17 protein-coding genes are annotated in these 16,823 nt (G+C 72.3%); 9 read left to right on the top strand and 8 right to left on the bottom strand.

The window, feature by feature from the left end; translation table 11 throughout:
- Positions 1-324: 324 nt before the first annotated feature.
- Together AC07FT_RS04380 and AC07FT_RS04375 are read left to right on the top strand one after the other, a co-directional pair.
- Positions 325-1,011 (top strand): TetR/AcrR family transcriptional regulator, encoded by a 687-nt coding sequence (locus AC07FT_RS04380; protein ID WP_479173841.1) that lies wholly within the window; start codon positions 325-327, stop codon positions 1,009-1,011.
- Positions 1,012-1,234: 223 nt separating this feature from the next.
- Complete coding sequence (locus AC07FT_RS04375; RefSeq protein ID WP_471194553.1) at positions 1,235-2,749, top strand: MFS transporter; 1,515 nt, start codon at positions 1,235-1,237, stop codon at positions 2,747-2,749.
- A gap of 201 nt (positions 2,750-2,950) precedes the next feature.
- Here the strand turns inward: AC07FT_RS04375 and AC07FT_RS04370 are convergent, their stop codons facing one another.
- Positions 2,951-3,451, bottom strand: coding sequence for a MarR family winged helix-turn-helix transcriptional regulator (locus tag AC07FT_RS04370; protein ID WP_479173977.1), 501 nt, complete (start codon positions 3,449-3,451; stop codon positions 2,951-2,953).
- Positions 3,452-3,558: 107 nt separating this feature from the next.
- Between AC07FT_RS04370 and AC07FT_RS04365 the strand changes: the two genes are divergently transcribed.
- The gene (locus AC07FT_RS04365; RefSeq protein ID WP_479173840.1) at positions 3,559-4,341 is read left to right on the top strand and encodes a dioxygenase family protein; all 783 of its coding nucleotides are present in this window, start codon (positions 3,559-3,561) and stop codon (positions 4,339-4,341) included.
- Between the two features lie 31 nt (positions 4,342-4,372).
- Here the strand turns inward: AC07FT_RS04365 and AC07FT_RS04360 are convergent, their stop codons facing one another.
- Entirely contained in the window at positions 4,373-5,494 is a 1,122-nt protein-coding gene (locus AC07FT_RS04360) for a questin oxidase family protein (protein WP_479173839.1), read from the bottom strand.
- A 134-nt stretch (positions 5,495-5,628) separates the two neighbouring features.
- Positions 5,629-6,036 carry a hypothetical protein gene (locus AC07FT_RS04355; protein ID WP_254743535.1) on the bottom strand — a complete coding sequence of 136 codons (408 nt, stop codon included), beginning with the start codon at positions 6,034-6,036 and terminating at the stop codon, positions 5,629-5,631.
- Between the two features lie 430 nt (positions 6,037-6,466).
- Here AC07FT_RS04355 and AC07FT_RS04350 point away from each other — a divergent pair, with 430 nt between their 5' ends.
- On the top strand, positions 6,467-7,468 hold the full coding sequence (locus tag AC07FT_RS04350; RefSeq protein WP_471194545.1) for a sigma-70 family RNA polymerase sigma factor: 1,002 nt from the start codon (positions 6,467-6,469) through the stop codon (positions 7,466-7,468).
- 125 nt (positions 7,469-7,593) lie between these two features.
- On the opposite strand, the gene AC07FT_RS04345 is transcribed toward AC07FT_RS04350, so the two are convergent.
- Complete coding sequence (locus tag AC07FT_RS04345; protein WP_479173837.1) at positions 7,594-8,331, bottom strand: 3-oxoacyl-ACP reductase family protein; 738 nt, start codon at positions 8,329-8,331, stop codon at positions 7,594-7,596.
- A gap of 258 nt (positions 8,332-8,589) precedes the next feature.
- Here AC07FT_RS04345 and AC07FT_RS04340 point away from each other — a divergent pair, with 258 nt between their 5' ends.
- The 3 genes from AC07FT_RS04340 to AC07FT_RS04330 all read left to right on the top strand — a co-directional run bounded on the left by AC07FT_RS04340 (position 8,590) and on the right by AC07FT_RS04330 (position 12,410).
- Positions 8,590-9,351, top strand: coding sequence for a DeoR/GlpR family DNA-binding transcription regulator (locus AC07FT_RS04340; RefSeq protein WP_471194540.1), 762 nt, complete (start codon positions 8,590-8,592; stop codon positions 9,349-9,351).
- Positions 9,348-10,292, top strand: a complete 945-nt coding sequence (gene pfkB / locus AC07FT_RS04335; protein WP_479173835.1) for a 1-phosphofructokinase — start codon at positions 9,348-9,350, stop codon at positions 10,290-10,292. Before AC07FT_RS04340 ends, pfkB begins: the two co-directional genes overlap by 4 nt.
- An 87-nt stretch (positions 10,293-10,379) precedes the next feature.
- Positions 10,380-12,410, top strand: a complete 2,031-nt coding sequence (locus AC07FT_RS04330) for a PTS fructose transporter subunit IIABC (protein ID WP_479173833.1) — start codon at positions 10,380-10,382, stop codon at positions 12,408-12,410.
- Positions 12,411-12,415: 5 nt separating this feature from the next.
- Here AC07FT_RS04330 and AC07FT_RS04325 read toward each other — a convergent pair whose 3' ends face one another.
- Both AC07FT_RS04325 and AC07FT_RS04320 read right to left on the bottom strand, forming a co-directional pair.
- The gene (locus AC07FT_RS04325; RefSeq protein ID WP_479173831.1) at positions 12,416-13,441 is read right to left on the bottom strand and encodes an FAD-binding protein; all 1,026 of its coding nucleotides are present in this window, start codon (positions 13,439-13,441) and stop codon (positions 12,416-12,418) included.
- A 74-nt stretch (positions 13,442-13,515) separates the two neighbouring features.
- Positions 13,516-14,670, bottom strand: coding sequence for a P1 family peptidase (locus AC07FT_RS04320; RefSeq protein WP_479173829.1), 1,155 nt, complete (start codon positions 14,668-14,670; stop codon positions 13,516-13,518).
- Between the two features lie 214 nt (positions 14,671-14,884).
- On the opposite strand from AC07FT_RS04320, the gene AC07FT_RS04315 reads away from it, so the two are divergent.
- Positions 14,885-15,427 (top strand): AMP-binding protein, encoded by a 543-nt coding sequence (locus AC07FT_RS04315; RefSeq protein ID WP_479173828.1) that lies wholly within the window; start codon positions 14,885-14,887, stop codon positions 15,425-15,427.
- 3 nt (positions 15,428-15,430) lie between these two features.
- Positions 15,431-15,619, top strand: coding sequence for a hypothetical protein (locus tag AC07FT_RS04310; protein ID WP_254743527.1), 189 nt, complete (start codon positions 15,431-15,433; stop codon positions 15,617-15,619).
- Positions 15,620-15,642: 23 nt separating this feature from the next.
- Here the strand turns inward: AC07FT_RS04310 and mscL are convergent, their stop codons facing one another.
- Both mscL and AC07FT_RS04300 read right to left on the bottom strand, forming a co-directional pair.
- Positions 15,643-16,092 (bottom strand): large conductance mechanosensitive channel protein MscL, encoded by a 450-nt coding sequence (mscL, locus tag AC07FT_RS04305; RefSeq protein WP_479173975.1) that lies wholly within the window; start codon positions 16,090-16,092, stop codon positions 15,643-15,645.
- Between the two features lie 135 nt (positions 16,093-16,227).
- Entirely contained in the window at positions 16,228-16,818 is a 591-nt protein-coding gene (locus tag AC07FT_RS04300; protein WP_479173826.1) for an RcpC/CpaB family pilus assembly protein, read from the bottom strand.
- Positions 16,819-16,823 lie beyond the last annotated feature (5 nt).

Genomic DNA, 16,823 nt, shown 5'->3' with positions numbered 1-16,823 from the left:
CCGCCTCCCTTGCGCTCACACCTCTTTACGGCCACCCCCCCCCCCCCCCCCCCTCCCCCCCCCCCCCCCCCCTTCTCCCCCCCCCCCCCCCCCCCCCCCCCCCCCACGGCCGGGCGGGGGAAAACGCTGGTCCGTCCGGGGGAGTCGGACGGCCGGTCGAGTGTGAGGCAGCTCACCCACGGACGGTGAAATTCCGGGGAGGGATTCCCCGTTTAACCCAGTGATCGCACAAACGGGGACTGACTCCCCGGAAAAGTTGAACGTCGAAACGTCGGATCCGAACCTTCCGGAAGCCGGACGTGGTACGCGGAAAGGAGTGCTGCCATGGCCCCCACGGCCACCTCGAAGACAGCCAAGGCCACCTCCCGGTCGGCGAAGTCGGCCCGGTCCGGGCAGCACCGGCTGCGTGCGGACGCCCTGCGCAACCGGGAGCGGATCATCGCCACCGCCCGGGAGGCGCTCGTCGAGTACGGGGCCGAGATCCCGCTCGATGAAATCGCTCGACGGGCCGGTGTCGGCAATGCCACCATCTATCGGCACTTCGCGGACCGCCGCGAGCTGATCCACCACGTGACCCTCTCGGTGATGTCCCGTATCGCCGACCAGGCCGAATCGGCCCTGGCCGAGGAGCCGGACGCGTTCCTCGCGCTGCGGCGCTTCGTGCACGCGGCAGCGGACGAGCGGATCGGCGCCCTGTGCCCCCTGCTCTCCGACACCATCGAAAAGGACCACCCTGATCTCATCGCCGCCCGCGACCGTCTGGCCGCCGGTATCGACGCCCTGATGGGGGCGGCGCGAGCCTCCGGCCTGCTGCGCACCGACATCGGCGTCGGTGATCTGATGGTCGCCCTCACCCAGCTCACTCGCCCGCTGCCCGGCAGCGGCTGTGTGGATTTCGACACCTTCGTGCACCGGCATCTCCAGCTGTTCCTGGACGGTCTGGCGACCCCGGCGCGCTCCGAACTACCCGGCTCCGCAGCCACCTTGGAGGATCTGCAACACCGGCAGTGATCTGAATCTCACTCGGCCGGCCACCGAGCACCGCTTATTTCCCGCGTGTCCACCGGTCTTCTCTGTGGACGTGCCGGGCTCCCGGCACTCCGGTGCCCATGCCGCCCATGCCTCCCGCTGTCCTGCTCTGCGCCTGACGCCTGACCCAACGACTTCACACCGGTGCACCACCGGTTCCTTCCGTCCCGTTTTTCACTCTCCGCACCGCTAGGTAGGCCCACTCATGCCTGAAACGGCACCATTCGTCGATCCCCGGCGCTGGAAAGCGCTGATATTCATCGCCATCGCCCAGCTGATGGTCGTCCTCGACGCGACCATCGTGAACATCGCGCTGCCCTCCGCCCAGGCCGATCTGAACATCTCGGACGGCAACCGGCAGTGGGTCATCACCGCGTACGCCCTCGCCTTCGGCGGATTGCTGCTGTTCGGCGGCCGGATCGCCGACCTGTGGGGTCGTAAGCAGACCTTCATCGTCGGCCTGCTGGGCTTCGCGGCCGCCTCGGCGGTGGGTGGCGCCGCGGTCAACAGCGCGATGCTGCTGGGCGCCCGCGCGCTCCAGGGCGTGTTCGGCGCGCTGCTCGCGCCCGCCGCTCTCTCGCTGCTCGCGGTGATGTTCACCGACGCCAAGGAGCGCGCCAAGGCGTTCGGCATCTTCGGCGCCATCGCCGGTGGTGGCGGTGCCGTGGGTCTGATCCTCGGCGGTGTCCTCACCGAGTACATGGACTGGCGCTGGACGTTCTTCGTGAACATCCCGTTCGCGGCCGTGGCCGCGGCCGGTGCGGTCGCGGTCGTCCGCGAGCCGGTGGAGAGCCGCAACACGTCCCGGCTGGACATCCCCGGCGTCATCCTGGCCACCGCCGGTCTGGTCGCGCTGGTCTACGGCTTCACCCGCGCCGAGTCCGACGGCTGGACCGCGGGCTGGACCATCGGGCTGTTCATCGCCTCGGCCGTGCTGCTGACCACGTTCGTGGTCGTCGAGTCCCAGGTGAAGGCCCCGCTGCTGCCGCTGCGGGTGGTCACCGACCGGAACCGGGGCGGTGTCTACATCTCGCTGGGCCTCGCCATCATCGGCATGTTCGGTCTGTTCCTCTTCCTCACCTACTACATGCAGGTCGTGAAGGGGTACAGCCCGGTCAAGACCGGTTTCGCCTTCCTGCCGATGGTCGTCGGCATGATCGTGGGCTCCACCCAGATCGGTACCCGTCTGATGACCCGGGTCCCGGCCCGGCTGCTGATGGGCCCCGGTTTCGTGGTCGCCGCCCTCGGCATGCTGATCCTGACCCAGATCGATCTGGACACCTCGTACACCTGGCAGATCCTGCCCGGGTTCATCCTGCTCGGCCTCGGCATGGGTACGGCCTTCATGCCCGCGATGAGCCTGTCGACGCACGGTGTCCAGCCGCGTGACGCGGGTGTCGCCTCGGCGATGGTCAACACCTCGCAGCAGGTCGGCGGCGCCATCGGTACCGCGCTGCTGAACACCATCGCGGCCAGCGCCACCACCGACTACGCCAAGTCCCACCTGCTCAGCGCCCCCTCGCGCAAGGCGCTCGAGCTGGAGGCCATGGTGCACGGCTACACCACCGCCATCTGGTGGGCGGTCGGCATCCTGACGGTCGCGGCGCTGATCGCCATCACCTTCGTCAACGCGGGTCGGCAGGACGGCGGGGGTCCGGTCGCGAGCTCCGCCGACGGTGAGGGCGCGGTCGAGGACGTCGTGCCGGTGATGGTGCACTGATGGGATGACCTCGGTACGGCACCGCCCGAACGGGGTGCCGTACCACGGGGAAGGCCCCGCTCCCTCGTGGAGCGGGGCCTTCGCGCGTGGTGGGGTGTCCGTGTGGCGGGGCCGCCTCCGCGCGTGGTGGGGCGCGTCCGGGCGTCGGCGGGGCGTCCGGACGTCGTGGGCGGGCGTCGTGGGCCGGCGCGCGCGGTCCGATCAGCGCAGCCAGGGCAGATCGGCGCCCTCCGGCTGGAGCCCCTCGCGGATGATCCCGCAGATGACCCCGAACTGCTCGACCTGTTCCGGGGTGAGCCGGTCGAAGATCGCGCTCCGCACGGCGGCGACATGGCCGGGCGCGGTCTGCTTCAGTACCTCGAACCCCTTGTCGGTGAGGACCGCGTTCTGGCCGCGCTTGTCGGAGGCGCAGTCCTCGCGGCGCACCCAGCCGTCCTTCTCCATCCGCGCGATGGCGTGCGACAGCCGGGAGCGGGTGATCTTGGCGGCCTCGGCGAGCTCGGTCATCCGCATTCTGTGGCGCGGTGCCCAGGAGAGCTTCACCAACAGGGCGTAGTAGACATGCGGCATGCCCGCGTCCCGCTGCAACTGGCGGTCGAGATGGTCCTCCAGGAGCATGCTCGCCTGGATGTACGCCAGCCAGGTGTGCTGTTCGTCTTCGGTCAGCCAGCGGTTCGCTTCGCCGTCTGCGGGGGTCTTCATGGCGTCCACGCGTTCATTGTACGGAGCATTCCTTGAACTTTAAACAACAGAGTGCTAGGGTCCGATGTATTACTTGAGACTTCAAGAGTCTGGATCGAGGAGTCAGCATGTCCGCGTTCGACGGGCGTATGCCCGCCCTCTATCTGAGTCATGGTGCGCCGCCCCTCGCCGACGATCCGGTCTGGCCGGGACAGCTGGCCGCCTGGTCGGCGGAGCTGCCCCGGCCCCGGGCCATTCTGATGATCTCCGCCCACTGGGAGGAAGCGCCGCTGGCCATCGGGGCCACCCAACAGGTCCCGCTGGTCTACGACTTCTGGGGCTTCCCGGAGCACTACTACCGGGTGCGGTACGGCGCCCCCGGCGCCCCCGAACTGGCCGAACGCATCCGTGGGACGCTGCGCACGGCGGGCACCCCGGTCCAGGACATCCCCGACCGCGGGCTCGACCACGGTGCGTACGTCCCGCTGGTCGAGATGTACCCGGAGGCTGATATCCCGGTCCTCCAGGTGTCGATGCCGACGCTCGATCCGCGGAAGCTGATGGAGATCGGGCGGAAGCTGGCACCGCTGCGGGACGAGGGCGTGCTGATCGTCGGCAGCGGCTTCTTCACCCACAACCTGGCCGCGCTGCGGGAGACCGGTCCGCGGCCGCCCGGTTGGTCGGCCGAGTTCGACGACTGGGGGCAGCGCGCCCTGGAGGCGCAGGACATCGACGCGCTGCTGGACTTCGAGCACACCTCCCCGGCGGGGCAGCTCGCCCACCCGCGTACCGAGCACTTCGCGCCGCTGTTCGTCACCCTGGGGGCCGCCGAGTCCGAACTGGCCAGTCAGCGCAGCGTGATCGATGGCTTCTGGATGGGGCTGGCCAAACGGTCCGTGCAGTTCGGCTGAGGCCGAGGACCGGGGCCGGGCCGACGCCGGGCTACGGCGTCGTCAGCGGTGCGTCGATGAGCGCACAGGAGCGCAGGGCGGCGGCGAGTGCGGGCCCTGGGTCCTGACCGGTGGCGGCGGCGTCGCGGGCGACGTCGAGCGCGGTGTCCGTCAGCTTGATGGCGTGCTCGTCGCCGTGCGCGGCGGCCCGCGCGAAGACCTCCTCGGGGGATGCCGTGGTGGCTTCCGGAGCGAGGTGGGGACGGGGGCGCGGGTCCGAGGGACCGTACACCGCCGTGACGGCGGCGCTCGCCGCCCAGGCGGCGTCCAGGCTCGGTGCCCAGAGCTCACGGGGGAGCGCGGGCAGGGTCCGCAGAACGGCGTTGGGCGCGGTCGCGGCGTGGACCAGCATCACGGGTTCGCCGTGCCCATGGGTGAGATAGCGGAGGGTCGCGGCCCGGACGAGCTCCGTCAGCCGGTCGCGTGCGGCGTCGGGCGCGGCGCCGGCGTCGTGGGTGGGGGCGTTCGGCGCGGTGTTCCGCGCCACGGGTCCCACCGGCCAGACGGGGAACGCGGTGAGCCGCGGCAGCCGCTCCCGTATGCCACCGCTCTGGTCCGCGATGAGAGGTACGCCCGCGAGTGCGTCGGCCGCCGTGCCGGACGCCGGCCCCGGCAGCCGGCCGAGCGACGGGAGCGGTGCGTGGCGGGCCGACCAGTAGCCGAGGGCATGGGCCAGCTCGGCGGTCCGGGGCGCGGTCGCTGCGCCGGGCTCGTCGAGCAGGGCCCGTACGGCGTGCCCGACGCGGATCACCGGATGGGTGGCACCTCCGGCGATCCCGGGCAGCAGCCGTGGCCACCACTGCGCGAGAACGTCCCGCCACGGGCGGTCGGCCAGCTCATGACCGAAGTAGGCGGTCCAGTCGGCGATATGGCGGGGTTCGCCGAGCGCTTCCCGCCAGTTCCGCTCGGTGATCGGGGTGTGCCCGTCCGGCATGTCCTCGAGCTTGGCGCGGTAGTGGTCGAGCCAGCGGTGGACGGCGCGGGCCTGGCCGTGGCGGACCAGGGCCTCGACCGCCATCGGCCCGTGGTTGCTGAGCCAGCCGTGCCGCTCGGGGCCCGCGGTGTGCAGCCGCTCCAGGGCCTCGTCGAGCGTTCCAGAGGTGTCATCGGTCATGGGACCACGCTAGGAACGCGGGCGCGGTCGCCGGAACGGGCCGGGGGCGTACGGCGCGGGGACCGTTGGACCTACATCGCGGAGCCCGCGCGGGGCGGATGCCCGGCTCCGTGCCGCCGGGCCGCGGGCGGTGCTCAGTCGTCGTGGGCGTGGAAGACGTAGAAGGCCGCGACCGCCATGGCCAGCCCCACGCCGAGCCCCAGCCCCGAGGACCGGTAGTTCGACGCGCCGCTGATGTTGTAGAGGAAGCCGATCGCGCAGCCGAAGACCCCGCCGTAGAGCGCCGCCCGGAGCTCGGGCAGCAGTTTCGACTGGATCGTGCCGATGCCGTAGCAGACGGCCCCGAAGACGATCGCCGCCACGATGCCGAGGATGAAGGCCGCGGGGATGGAGGAGCCCTGGTTGTGATCGATGAAGATCGCCCAGCCGCCGATCAGGATCCCCAGGACGACCGGGACCATCCAGGAGGCGGAGGGGTGCAGGGGCGGGTGCAGCCGGTGGTGGCGCTGCTCGCGCGAGGTGATGGCGGCAGGGGCGTTCATGGCAGGACCTCCTCGTCGCCCGCCGGACCGGTCTCTTCCAGCGCACACCCGTGGTCCGGCACCGGCAACTCGGGCCCTGGCACGGCGCTCCCGTGGCCTCGGCGCCCCTCACGGACGCGCTTCCCATCGGGGCCGGACGTCGCCTCGTGGCCGGGGGTCCCGTCGGGCAACCGTGGACCCGTGGAATTCGTCCTGATGGGTGGGAGGGAAGCCACGGACGGCGTTGTTCGAGGCTCTGACCTGCGCTTCCCAGTGTTCCGACGCCGCGCTGACGCTCCTGCGGCGGGACAGGGTACTGCATGATCGTAAAAAGGTAGACGCGGGTTGGGAATTCTGTCCGGATTCCAGTCGTTGTTTCCATCGGACGGGGCACCCGGCAGGGGCAGGTCCGTCCGTAGTCCGCGCCCGATCCATCTGTAAGGGAGCACGCATGGCAACCCGTGCCGTCGCCCGTCATCAGTCCGCCAGTGGTGGCGCTGATGGGGCCAACAGTGTTCGCGCCTCAGGCGGGGAAATCGCCGATCGCGACCTGGTCGGCATGTATCTCGACGAGATCGCTCGCACCCCTCTGCTGGACGCGGCGAAGGAGGTCGAGCTGTCCCAGTCCATCGAGGCGGGCGTCTATGCCCAGCAGATTCTGGACGGGGAGGTGAAGGACGCCGAAGCCGCCGGTGCGAGCCGTGAGGAACTGGAGGCGATAGCCGACGAGGGTGCGCGCGCCAAGGACGTCTTCATCCGTTCCAACCTGCGCCTGGTGGTGGCCGTGGCGCGCCGCTATCCGCGCAGTGGTCTGCCCCTCCTCGACCTGATCCAGGAGGGTAACGCGGGCTTGGTGCGCGCGGTGGAGAAGTTCGACTACACCAAGGGCTTCAAGTTCTCGACCTATGCCACCTGGTGGATCCGTCAGGCCATCACCCGCTCGATCGCCGATCAGTCCCGTACGATCCGGCTGCCCGTCCACCTGGTCGAGGAACTCGGCCGGATCCGCAGGGTGCAGCGGGAGTTCAACCGTGAGCACGGCCGTGAGCCGGAGCACGCGGAGATCGCCAAGGAGCTCGGTTCCACGATGGAGCGCGTCTCGGACGTGCTCGACTGGGCCCGCGACCCCGTCAGTCTGAACATGTCGGTGGACGACGAGGGCGAGACCCAGTTCGGCGATCTGCTGGAGGACACCTCGGCGGTCTCGCCCGAGCAGTCGGTGATGACGCTGCTGCGGAGCGAGGAGCTGGAGGACCTCATCGGCCGCCTCGACGACCGCACCGCCTCGATCATCAAGGCGCGTTACGGCATCGACGACGGCCGGGAGCGCACGCTCACGGAGGTCGGCAAGCAGCATGGGCTGACGCGTGAGCGGATCCGTCAGATCGAGAAGCACGCGCTGCTCGAGCTGAAGAAGATGGCCCGCCAGACCGGTTTCGACGCCGCGGCGTGATCTGCCGCTCGATTCCGTCACCCCCGAAGACCGAGCCCCGGCGCCTTCCCCCGCTGGCGCCGGGGCTCACTCTGTCGTGGTGCGTGGTGCGTGGTGCGTGGTGCGTGTGCGCGGGCCGGTGGTGATCAGGCGGCGAAGCCGCCGTCCACGGCGATCGACGCCCCGGTGATGTAGCGGCCGTCGCCGCCCGCGAGATGGGCCACGGTCGCGGCTATCTCCGACGGCTGTCCGTAGCGGTCCAGGGCCGTCAGACCGCTCTGCAGGGCGGCGCTCTCGCCGTCGGCCGGGTTCATATCGGTGTCGATCGGGCCGGGGTGCACCAGGTTGACCGTGATGCCGCGGACGCCGAGCTCACGGGCCAGTGCCTTGGTGAGGCCGGTCAGCGCGGTCTTGCTGGTGGCGTAGAGGCTGCCGCCGGGGAAGGCCGAGCGCTCGGCCATGCAGCTTCCGATGTTGATGATCCGTCCGCCGTCCGACAGCCGCTCCAGCGCGGCCTGCGCCATGAGGAAGGGCGCCCGGACATTGACGGCGAGTACGCGGTCGACGTCCTCCAGGGAGAGCTCGCCGACCGGCCCCAGGGCTCCGACGCCCGCGTTGTTGACCAGGATGTCCAGGCGGCCGAACGTGTCGGCGGCCCCGTTCACGGCGTCGCGTACCGCTCGTGCGTCGGCGCTGTCGGCCCGTACCGCCCAGGCCCGGCGGCCCAGCGCCTTGATCTGGTCGACGACATCCGCCGCGCGCGCTTCCTGGGAGTGATAGGTCAGCGCGACATCGGCGCCGTCCTGGGCGAGCCGGAGCGCCACGGCCCTGCCGATACCGCGGCTGCCACCGGTGACCAGGGCCGCCTTGCCGTCGAGTGTCATATCAGCTCCATGAATGATCTGTCGGTGATTGTGGTGAGATCCCCGGTCTGAGGTGATCCCGGGGGACATGGCTCGATCCTGGTCGCCCGCGCCGGGGAAGTCCGGCGGCATTCGGGCGCGGTGCTGAGGTGTGAGACGGCTGACCCGATCGTGTCCGGGCAGGTCTGTTTCATGCCCGACTCTGTTTACTTTCAGCAAGTGCCGTCGTAATCTGGCCGCGAAATCACAGGTTCGGGCATCGAAGGGGCGCAAACCCACATGTACGCACCGGAGCGGCAGCAGGAGATCCTCCGGCTCGCCCGCGAGAGCGGGCGGGTGGACGTCCTGTCCCTCGCCGAGGAGTTCCAGGTCACCGCCGAGACCGTACGGCGCGATCTGCGGTCGCTGGACCGGGCCGGCCTCGTCCGCCGGGTGCACGGGGGTGCCATCCCCGCCGGACGCCTCGACTTCGAACCCGATCTCGCCGAACGCGAGGGCACCGCCGCCGACGAGAAGGACCGCATCGCGCGGGCCGCCCTCGCCGAACTGCCCTCCGACGGCAGCGTGATCATCGACGCGGGCTCGACGGCGGCCCGGTTCGCCGCCGCCTTTCCGCTGGAGGCCGGGCTCACCGTGGTCACCCACGCCCTGCCGATCGCGGCACGCCTCGCCGACCACCCCGGGATCGCCCTGCACCTCGTCGGCGGGCGGGTCCGGCACCGCACCCGCGCCGCCGTGGACGCCTGGGCGCTGCGCGGCTACGGCGAGATCAAGGCCGATGTGCTCTTCCTGGCCACGAACGGCTTCTCCCTCGACGGGGGGCTGACCACCCCCGATCTCGCCGAGGCCGCCGTCAAGCGCGCCATGATCGCCGCCGCCCGGCGGGTCGTCCTGCTCGCGGACTCCGCCAAGTTCGGCCAGGAACACTTCGCCCGCTTCGGCGACCTCGGCCATGTCGACCTGTTGATCACCGACAGCGGGCTGAGCCCGCAGGACGCCCTCGCCATCGAGCGCCAGGGCACGGAAGTGGCCCGCGCATGATCCTCACCGTCACCCCCAACCCCAGCCTGGACCGCACCTATGAGGTCCCGGTGCTGGAGCGCGGCGCGGTGCTGCGCGCCACCACGGACCGGGTGGACCCCGGCGGCAAGGGCGTCAACGTCTCACGCGCGGTGGCCGCCGCCGGGCGGCGCACGGTCGCCGTGCTGCCGCTGGGCGGACCGGAGGGCGCGCTGCTGGCGCGGCTGCTCGGGGAGCTGGGCATCGAGGCGGCGGGGGTGCCCGTGGCGGGCTCGACCCGGGTCAACGTCGCCGTCGCGGAACCGGACGGCACCCTCACCAAGGTCAACGCGGGCGGTCCCGAACTGAGCGGCGCCGAGGCGGAGGCGGTGCTGGAGGCCGTGCGGACGAAGAGCGCCGACGCCGACTGGATCGCCTGCTGCGGCAGCCTTCCGCGCGGGCTCGCCCCCGAGTGGTACGCCGCACTCGTCGCCCGCGCCCACCGGGCGGGGGCCCGGATCGCCCTGGACACCTCCGGCCCCGCGCTGACCGCGGCGCTGCGCGAACGCCCGGACGTGGTGAAGCCCAACGCCGAGGAGCTGGCCCGGGCCGTGGGCCGCCCGCTGGCCACCGTCGGCGAGGCGGTCAAGGCGGCCGAGGAACTGCGCGGCCAGGGCGCCCGTGCCGTCCTGGCCAGCCTCGGCGCGGACGGGCAGCTGCTGGTCGACGAGACCGGTACCTACTTCGGCGCGGCCCGGGTCGCGACCGTCCGCAGCAACGTCGGCGCGGGGGACGCCTCGCTGGCCGGGTTCCTCGCGGCGGGCGGCGCCGGGCCCGCCGCGCTCGCCGCGGCCGTGGCCCACGGTGCGGCCGCCGTACAGCTTCCGGGCAGTGCCATGCCGACCCCGGCCGACCTCGATCCGTCCTCCGTGCTGATCACCGAGGACGTCCCGCTGGACCGCGCGCTCACGGAGCCCGTGTGACCGGCCCGCCCCACTCCCACCCCCCGTCCCCATCCCGTTCCGCCCCTCCCCGACACCGGGCGGAACCGCACCCGAGGGAGCCGCGAGATGAGTGAGCTGATCACCGCGGATCTGGTCGACCTCGACCTGTCCGCCGACACCAAGGAAGCCGCCGCCCGGTCGCTCGCCGAACGGATGGCCGCGGCCGGCCGGGTCACCGACCTCGACGGCTTTCTCGCCGATGTGGCGGCCCGCGAGGAGCAGATGCCGACCGGACTGGACGGCGGCATCGGCATACCCCACTGCCGCAGCGCCCATGTCACCGAGCCGACGCTCGCCTTCGGGCGCAGCGCCGCCCGGATCGACTTCGGCGCGGCGGACGGACCGGCCGACCTGATCTTCCTGATCGCGGCGCCCGCCGGGGCGGACAGCGACCATCTGACCATCCTCTCCGGCCTCGCCCGCTCGCTGATGGACTCCGCCTTCACCGATGCGCTGCGCTCGGCGGACGAGCCGGAGCGGGTGGCCGCGCTGGTCCGGGGCGACGAGGAAGCGGCGGATGACGGGGCCACGGCGGCGGATGACGGGGCCACGGGGGCGGCTGACGGGGCCGAGGGCCCCTTCCGGATCGTCGCCGTGACCTCGTGCCCCACCGGAATCGCCCACACCTACATGGCCGCCGAGTCGCTGGAGAGGGCCGCCGCCGAGGCGGGCGTCGAGCTGGTGGTCGAGACCCAGGGCTCCGCCGGGTTCGACAAGCTGCCTGCGGCCACCATCGCCGCCGCCGACGCGGTGATCTTCGCGCATGACGTGGAGGTGCGGGAGAAGGGCCGGTTCGCCGGAAAGCCGACGGTGGACGTCGGAGTGAAGGCGGGCATCAACCGCCCGGCGGAACTGGTCGCCGAGGCGCGTGAGAAGGCCGCGCGCGGTGAGGCGGGCGCACCGGCCGACGGCTCGGAGGAGGGCTCGGCCCCGATGGACGCGGGCGCCGCCGCGGTCGACGGGTTCGGCACCCGGCTGCGCAAGTGGCTGATGACGGGCGTGAGTTACATGGTCCCCTTCGTCGCCGCGGGAGGTCTGCTGATCGCCCTCGCCTTCGCGATCGGCGGCTACGAGATCACCGACGCCAAGTCGGTGGCCGACCACTTCGTCTGGACCGAGTCCGCCAGTTGGGCGGCGCTGCTCTTCCAGACCGGCGGCGCGGCGTTCACCTTCCTGGTGCCGGTCCTGGCGGGCTACATCGCCTACGGCATGGCCGACCGGCCCGGTCTGGTCCCCGGCTTCGTCGGCGGTTTCATCGCCACCACGATCAAGGCGGGATTCCTCGGCGGCCTCGTCGCCGGACTGATCGCGGGTGCGGTGGTGATGGGCATCCAGCGGTTCTCGGTGCCCAGCGCACTGCGCGGCATCATGCCCGTGGTCGTGATCCCGCTGATCTCGTCGGCGGTCGTCGGATTCCTGATGTTCGTGGTCATCGGCAAGCCCATCGCCTCGGCGCAGAAGTCCATGACCGACTGGCTGAACGGCCTCTCCGGCGCCAACGCGGTCATCCTCGGCGTGGTCCTGGGCCTGATGATGTGCTTCGACCTGGGTGGCCCGGTCAACAAGGTCGCCTACGCCTTCGCCACCGGTGGTATCGCGGCCTCCGAGCCCTCCACCGGCAGCCTCAAGATCATGGCAGCGGTGATGGCGGCCGGCATGGTTCCGCCGCTGGCGATGGCACTGGCCACCACCGTGCGCGGGCGGCTGTTCACCAAGGCGGAGCGGGAGAACGGCAAGGCCGCCTGGGTGCTGGGCGCCTCGTTCATCAGCGAGGGGGCGATCCCGTTCGCCGCGGCGGACCCGCTGCGCGTCATCCCCTCGGCCATGGCGGGCGGTGCGGTCACCGGTGCGCTGTCGATGACCTTCGACTGCACCCTGCGCGCCCCGCACGGCGGCATCTTCGTGGTTCCGCTGATCGGCCAGCCGTTCCTGTACCTGCTGGCCATCGTGGCGGGTACGGCGGTCTCGGCCGGGCTGGTGGTCTTCCTCAAGGGGCTGCGGAAGACCGCGCGGCCGGAGGCGGACACCGCCCCGTCCGCCGACCCGGCCGCGACGGGCGCCACCGGGGACGAGCCGAAGGTGGCGGTCGCGGTCTGACCGCATCAGCCGCCCCCTGACCGGTCCGGCGCCACCCCGCCGGGATCCGTCGGCAGGCCGCGCGAGGCGTAGTAGGCGCCGAGCGCGGCCTCGCCGCCCGATCCCATGGCGGTGGCGATCCGCTGGAAGCGGGCCGACCTCAGATCACCGGCGGTGAACACCCGGGGATGCTGCCGCGCGGGCGGGCAGTACCCGGTCCCGTCGCGGACGACGTCCCCTCCCGGAACGGCCGGTGCGCTGCCCAGGTTGAGATAGCCGCGGTCCGCCCCGAGGACGCGCCGCTCGCCCGCCACGGTGTGGGCCTCGGCGGTGAGCGGTCCGCTACCGGACCCCAGCTCCAGCCTCCGCACCGGCACCAGCTCCACCCGCGGGTCCTGCCCGATCTCCTCGGTCTTGTACGTGTCCTCGGGCGGGTGGGCGACCAGGAAGCGCACATCGAGCTGCGGATGGGCCCGTGCGACGGTGCCCAGCGGCCGGTCCGCGCCCAGCACCAGCACGGTGCGCCCGGCCAGGTCCGCCGGATCCGCCACCCACAGCGGAGGGAGGCCGTGGGCGGCGGCACCGCTCAGCCAGTCGGCCTCCGACGGGCCCATGGGGCCGACCCCCGTGGCCACGACCACGTAGGACGCCGTCAACCGGGTCGTGCCCGCACGGGACTTCGCGGGCACCGGAGCAGACGCCGACGCGGAAGCCGACGCCGACGCGGGTGCCGACGGGGCCGCGGCCACCGCCCCGTCCGCGGGGCCGAGCGTGACCCCGACATGGTCGTCGAAGGCTTCGACCTGTGTGACACGCCGTCCGAGCTCGACCCGGCACGGCTCACAGCCCGACACATCGGCCTCGATCGCCGCCGCGAGCCCCGGGCCGGTGGTGAATCCGAGGACATTGCGCACCACGGGAACGCGCCACAGCCCACCGCACAGGGCCTCACCGGACTCCACCACCACCGAGCGCATCCCCACACTCGCCGCCATCACCGCCGCCGCGCAGCCCGCCGGACCGCCACCGACGATCAGCAGATCGGTATCCATGCCCGTCGCCTCCCCCTCATGCCCTCATGCCCTCATGTCCTCATGCTCCGGTCACCCGTCCCGTCATCGCCCGCTCATCCCCCGGCTCCGTCCGCTCCGTAGAGCTCCCGGTACGCGGGGAAGACCCCACCCGGTCCGTCCACCCCCTCCGCGGCCAGCACCGCCTTGATCACCGCCCGTGTCAGGACGTCCGCCCCGGCCGCCAGGACCTCGTTCAGCGCGCCGCTCTCCCGGTGCACCCCGAACGCCGGATCCGCCCCCTCCTCGCTGCCCTCCGGCAACAGCGGACGGTCACCGGTGGCCAGGGCGAACACGGTGTCGCCGTCGGACAGCAGATGGACCGGCCGGACGGCCCGTGCCAGACCGTCGTGCGCGGTGCCCGCGAGTTTCTGCGCCTGGGCACGGGTGAGCACGGTGTCGGTGGCGACCACGGCCAGTGTGGTGTTCAACGGGGGCCGGACCGAGGCCGCTTGACGCCGCTCCGACTCCGTCCGCGCCGCCTCCAGCCTGCGCAGCGCCTCGCTGTGCTGGGCCTCGTCCGGCCGCTGGTGCCCGCCCTCACCCGCCGGCTCGTGGATCGCCCCGTACAGCACGCCCGTGCGCGGATCGACCACCGAGCCCACCGCGTTGACCGCCGCCAGCGCGGCCACCGTGGTCCCGGACGGCAACACCGTGGAAGCCGAGCCGATACCGGCCTTGAAGCCACCGGCCACCGCGCCCGTCCCGGCCCCGACGCAGCCCTGGACGACCGGAGCCCCCGGCTCCGAGCCCGCCGCGGCCTCGGCAGCCTCCCGGCCCAGCGCCGCCCCCGGCCGGGCCTTCCAGTCCCCGCCCCGGCCGAGGTCGAAGAGGGCGGCGGCCGGAACCACCGGAACGACCTGTGACGGATCGGGGCCGACCCGGAAACCGCGGCCCTGTTCCTCCAGCCACGCGGCCACTCCCGAGGCACTGTCCAGACCGAAGGCACTGCCACCGGTCAACACCACCGCGTCGACGCGCTGGACGAGGTTGCGCGGGTCCAGGGCGTCGGTCTCCCGGGTGCCGGGGCCGCCGCCGCGCACATCGACCGCGGCGACCGCGCCCCCCTCGGGAGTCAGCACCACCGTGGTGCCGGTCAGCCAGCCGCCGCCGGTGCGCTGGGCATGGCCGACCCGCAGCCCGTGGACGTCCGTCAGCGCGTCGGCCGGGCCGGTACGCGGGGATCCGGGGATTGTCCCGTCGGTATTCATGGAAGGTATGCGTAGCACGGGACACCACGGCAGGGTCCGTGGCAGGCTCGGGGAGCGAGGCGCACGGACGGCCGTGAGGGCTGTGCCCGGGGGCGGCGCCGCAGGGCGGCACGGGGGTGTACGCCCCGTCATATACAGGACGTTCATCAGATGTTGATGACTCGCCAGCAGTCTGGGCGTTATCCCGTCCGTAACCGCTCGAAAGAAGACCGACGTGCCTCTTACCTCTCGGACGGAGGTGCTCCCCACACCGGCTGCCGACCCCCGGCAGGCCGCCCGGGTGGCCCTCCGCTGGATCAGTGAGCCCGACTGCACCGAGGAGCTCACCCACGCGGATCTGCTCGACCAGGCGGCCCGTGCCGCGGCCGCCCTCACCCGGCTCGGGGTCCGCGCCGGTGACCGGGTGGCGGTCCATCTGCCGCTGGTGCCCGAGTCGGTGATCGCCACGCTCGCCTGCGGCCGCCTCGATGTGGTCCGGGTCAGCCTCCCGGTGGGGCTGCGCCCGCACGAACTGCGCGACCGGATCAGGGAGGTGGGCGCTCGGGTGGTCATCACCGCGGACGGTGAGCAGCGCTGTGGCGAGCCCAAGCCGCTCAAGCAGATCGTGGACCGCGCGCTGCCCGGCTGCCCGGAGGTGCGCTCGGTGCTGGTGGTGCACCGGCTGTCCCGCCCGGTGTCCTGGAAGGTCGGCCGGGACCGGTGGTGGCACGAGGAGCTGGGCCGGTACACCGAACCGCTGCCCCGGCCGTACTCTTGAACCATGAGCACCGCCCCTGCCTCCGGACCGCGCGATCCGGCCGCCGCGCTGATCTTCGGCGATCCGCTGGCGCAGCCGTCGCCGGACGACACGGACCGCGGGTGGGGCGAGCGGACTCCTGGCGGCGACGGCGCCGACAGCGCCGCGGATCTGGCGCGGTTCCTCGACGAGAAACCGCCCCACCACCTGTGATACGCAGCTAGGCAGGTCAGGGCCTAGGCGCTGGAGCCGCTGCCGCCGCGCTGTGCCACCAGCTCGTCGCGGATCTCGCGGAGCAAGGTGATCTCGGCGGCCTCCACCGCGGCCTGCTCCTCCCGGGCCTGCGCCTCCCGGGCCGCCTTCCGCGCCAGGTAGCGCGACATCGGCAGCACCATCAGGAAGTACACCACCGCCGCGGTGATCAGGAAGGTGAGCACGGAGGAGAGCACGGTGCCCCACAGGATGGGGATGCCGTGGACGACCTCGCCGGCCGCGTTCGTCTCGCAGGGCGCCTTCAGACACGAGCGGTACTTCTCGAGGTCCTTCGTGCCGAAGGCCCCGACTATGGGATTGATCAAGCCCTTCACGATCGAGTTCACCACGGCGGTGAAGGCGGCTCCGATCACGACCGCGACAGCCAGGTCGATCACGTTGCCCCGCATCAGGAAGGCTTTGAAGCCGTCCATGACGCTCTGCTTCTTCTCCTCGGGGACCTTCTCCTCGCTCAAGCCACAGCCTCTCTTTCGCCGCATCGGTGCTGGAGCGGACGGTTCCGCAACCTACACCCGTACGGACCAGGGACGAGAGTCCAGGAGCGATCATCAGGAGGGGCACAGGGTCACCGCCAGCCGTGAGGTGGCCGCCGCACCGGTCAGTGCCACGGCGGTCGCGCGCGGCACGGTGAGGACCACCAGGGCCCCGTCCTCGCCGCCGGGTGCCGGGGCGCCGGCGTCGTAGAGCCCGCCCTCGCCCTCGTCCGTCGGCTCACCTCCGCGAGCCCGGTCCTCAGCGGCTCCGGGCACCCGGGCGACCCGGACCCCCGGCGCCACCACCCGTGCCGCGGCGCCGCGCCCCCGCCCTGCCGAAGCGGTGGTGGGCAGCGGCATGGCCAGCACGTCCACCCGGTCCCCCGGGTGCAGCAGCTCCACCGCCGCGGCGTCGGCGATCCGGACCGGAGCCGCCACCATGGCGGGCCGTGGGCCACCACGCCGCCCGCTCTCTTCCGAGGCGGGCACCGGCGCGGGCGCCCCGCCCCCATGTCCCTGACCGGGCGGTGCCGCCGCCGCGAGCGCCGCGGCGGTCAGCGCCAGACCGGCCGCCATCGGGCGTCTGCGCCGCCGCACCGCCCGCCGCAGCCGGTGGCCGCCGTCCCGCCCGATCCGGACCGGAGTGAAGCGGGGAACGGCGCTCAACGGGG

The sequence above is a fragment of the Streptomyces sp. NPDC045899 genome (genome assembly GCF_056431485.1).
The sequence above is the reverse complement of the archived record's forward strand: the minus strand, read 5'-3'. Positions and strand labels throughout refer to the sequence as shown.

Excerpts from the sequence above, each read along its gene's own strand:
- pfkB (WP_479173835.1), top strand. The coding sequence starts at position 9,348 with ATGATCCTCACCGTCACCCCCAACCCCAGCCTGGACCGCACCTATGAG.
- AC07FT_RS04345 (WP_479173837.1), bottom strand. The coding sequence starts at position 8,331 with ATGACACTCGACGGCAAGGCGGCCCTGGTCACCGGTGGCAGCCGCGGT.
- AC07FT_RS04330 (WP_479173833.1), top strand. The coding sequence starts at position 10,380 with ATGAGTGAGCTGATCACCGCGGATCTGGTCGACCTCGACCTGTCCGCC.
- AC07FT_RS04380 (WP_479173841.1), top strand. The coding sequence starts at position 325 with ATGGCCCCCACGGCCACCTCGAAGACAGCCAAGGCCACCTCCCGGTCG.
- AC07FT_RS04360 (WP_479173839.1), bottom strand. The coding sequence starts at position 5,494 with ATGACCGATGACACCTCTGGAACGCTCGACGAGGCCCTGGAGCGGCTG.
- AC07FT_RS04340 (WP_471194540.1), top strand. The coding sequence starts at position 8,590 with ATGTACGCACCGGAGCGGCAGCAGGAGATCCTCCGGCTCGCCCGCGAG.
- AC07FT_RS04355 (WP_254743535.1), bottom strand. The coding sequence starts at position 6,036 with ATGAACGCCCCTGCCGCCATCACCTCGCGCGAGCAGCGCCACCACCGG.
- AC07FT_RS04325 (WP_479173831.1), bottom strand. The coding sequence starts at position 13,441 with ATGGATACCGATCTGCTGATCGTCGGTGGCGGTCCGGCGGGCTGCGCG.
- AC07FT_RS04320 (WP_479173829.1), bottom strand. The coding sequence starts at position 14,670 with ATGAATACCGACGGGACAATCCCCGGATCCCCGCGTACCGGCCCGGCC.
- AC07FT_RS04370 (WP_479173977.1), bottom strand. The coding sequence starts at position 3,451 with ATGAAGACCCCCGCAGACGGCGAAGCGAACCGCTGGCTGACCGAAGAC.
- AC07FT_RS04310 (WP_254743527.1), top strand. The coding sequence starts at position 15,431 with ATGAGCACCGCCCCTGCCTCCGGACCGCGCGATCCGGCCGCCGCGCTG.
- AC07FT_RS04375 (WP_471194553.1), top strand. The coding sequence starts at position 1,235 with ATGCCTGAAACGGCACCATTCGTCGATCCCCGGCGCTGGAAAGCGCTG.
- AC07FT_RS04365 (WP_479173840.1), top strand. The coding sequence starts at position 3,559 with ATGTCCGCGTTCGACGGGCGTATGCCCGCCCTCTATCTGAGTCATGGT.
- mscL (WP_479173975.1), bottom strand. The coding sequence starts at position 16,092 with ATGGACGGCTTCAAAGCCTTCCTGATGCGGGGCAACGTGATCGACCTG.
- AC07FT_RS04350 (WP_471194545.1), top strand. The coding sequence starts at position 6,467 with ATGGCAACCCGTGCCGTCGCCCGTCATCAGTCCGCCAGTGGTGGCGCT.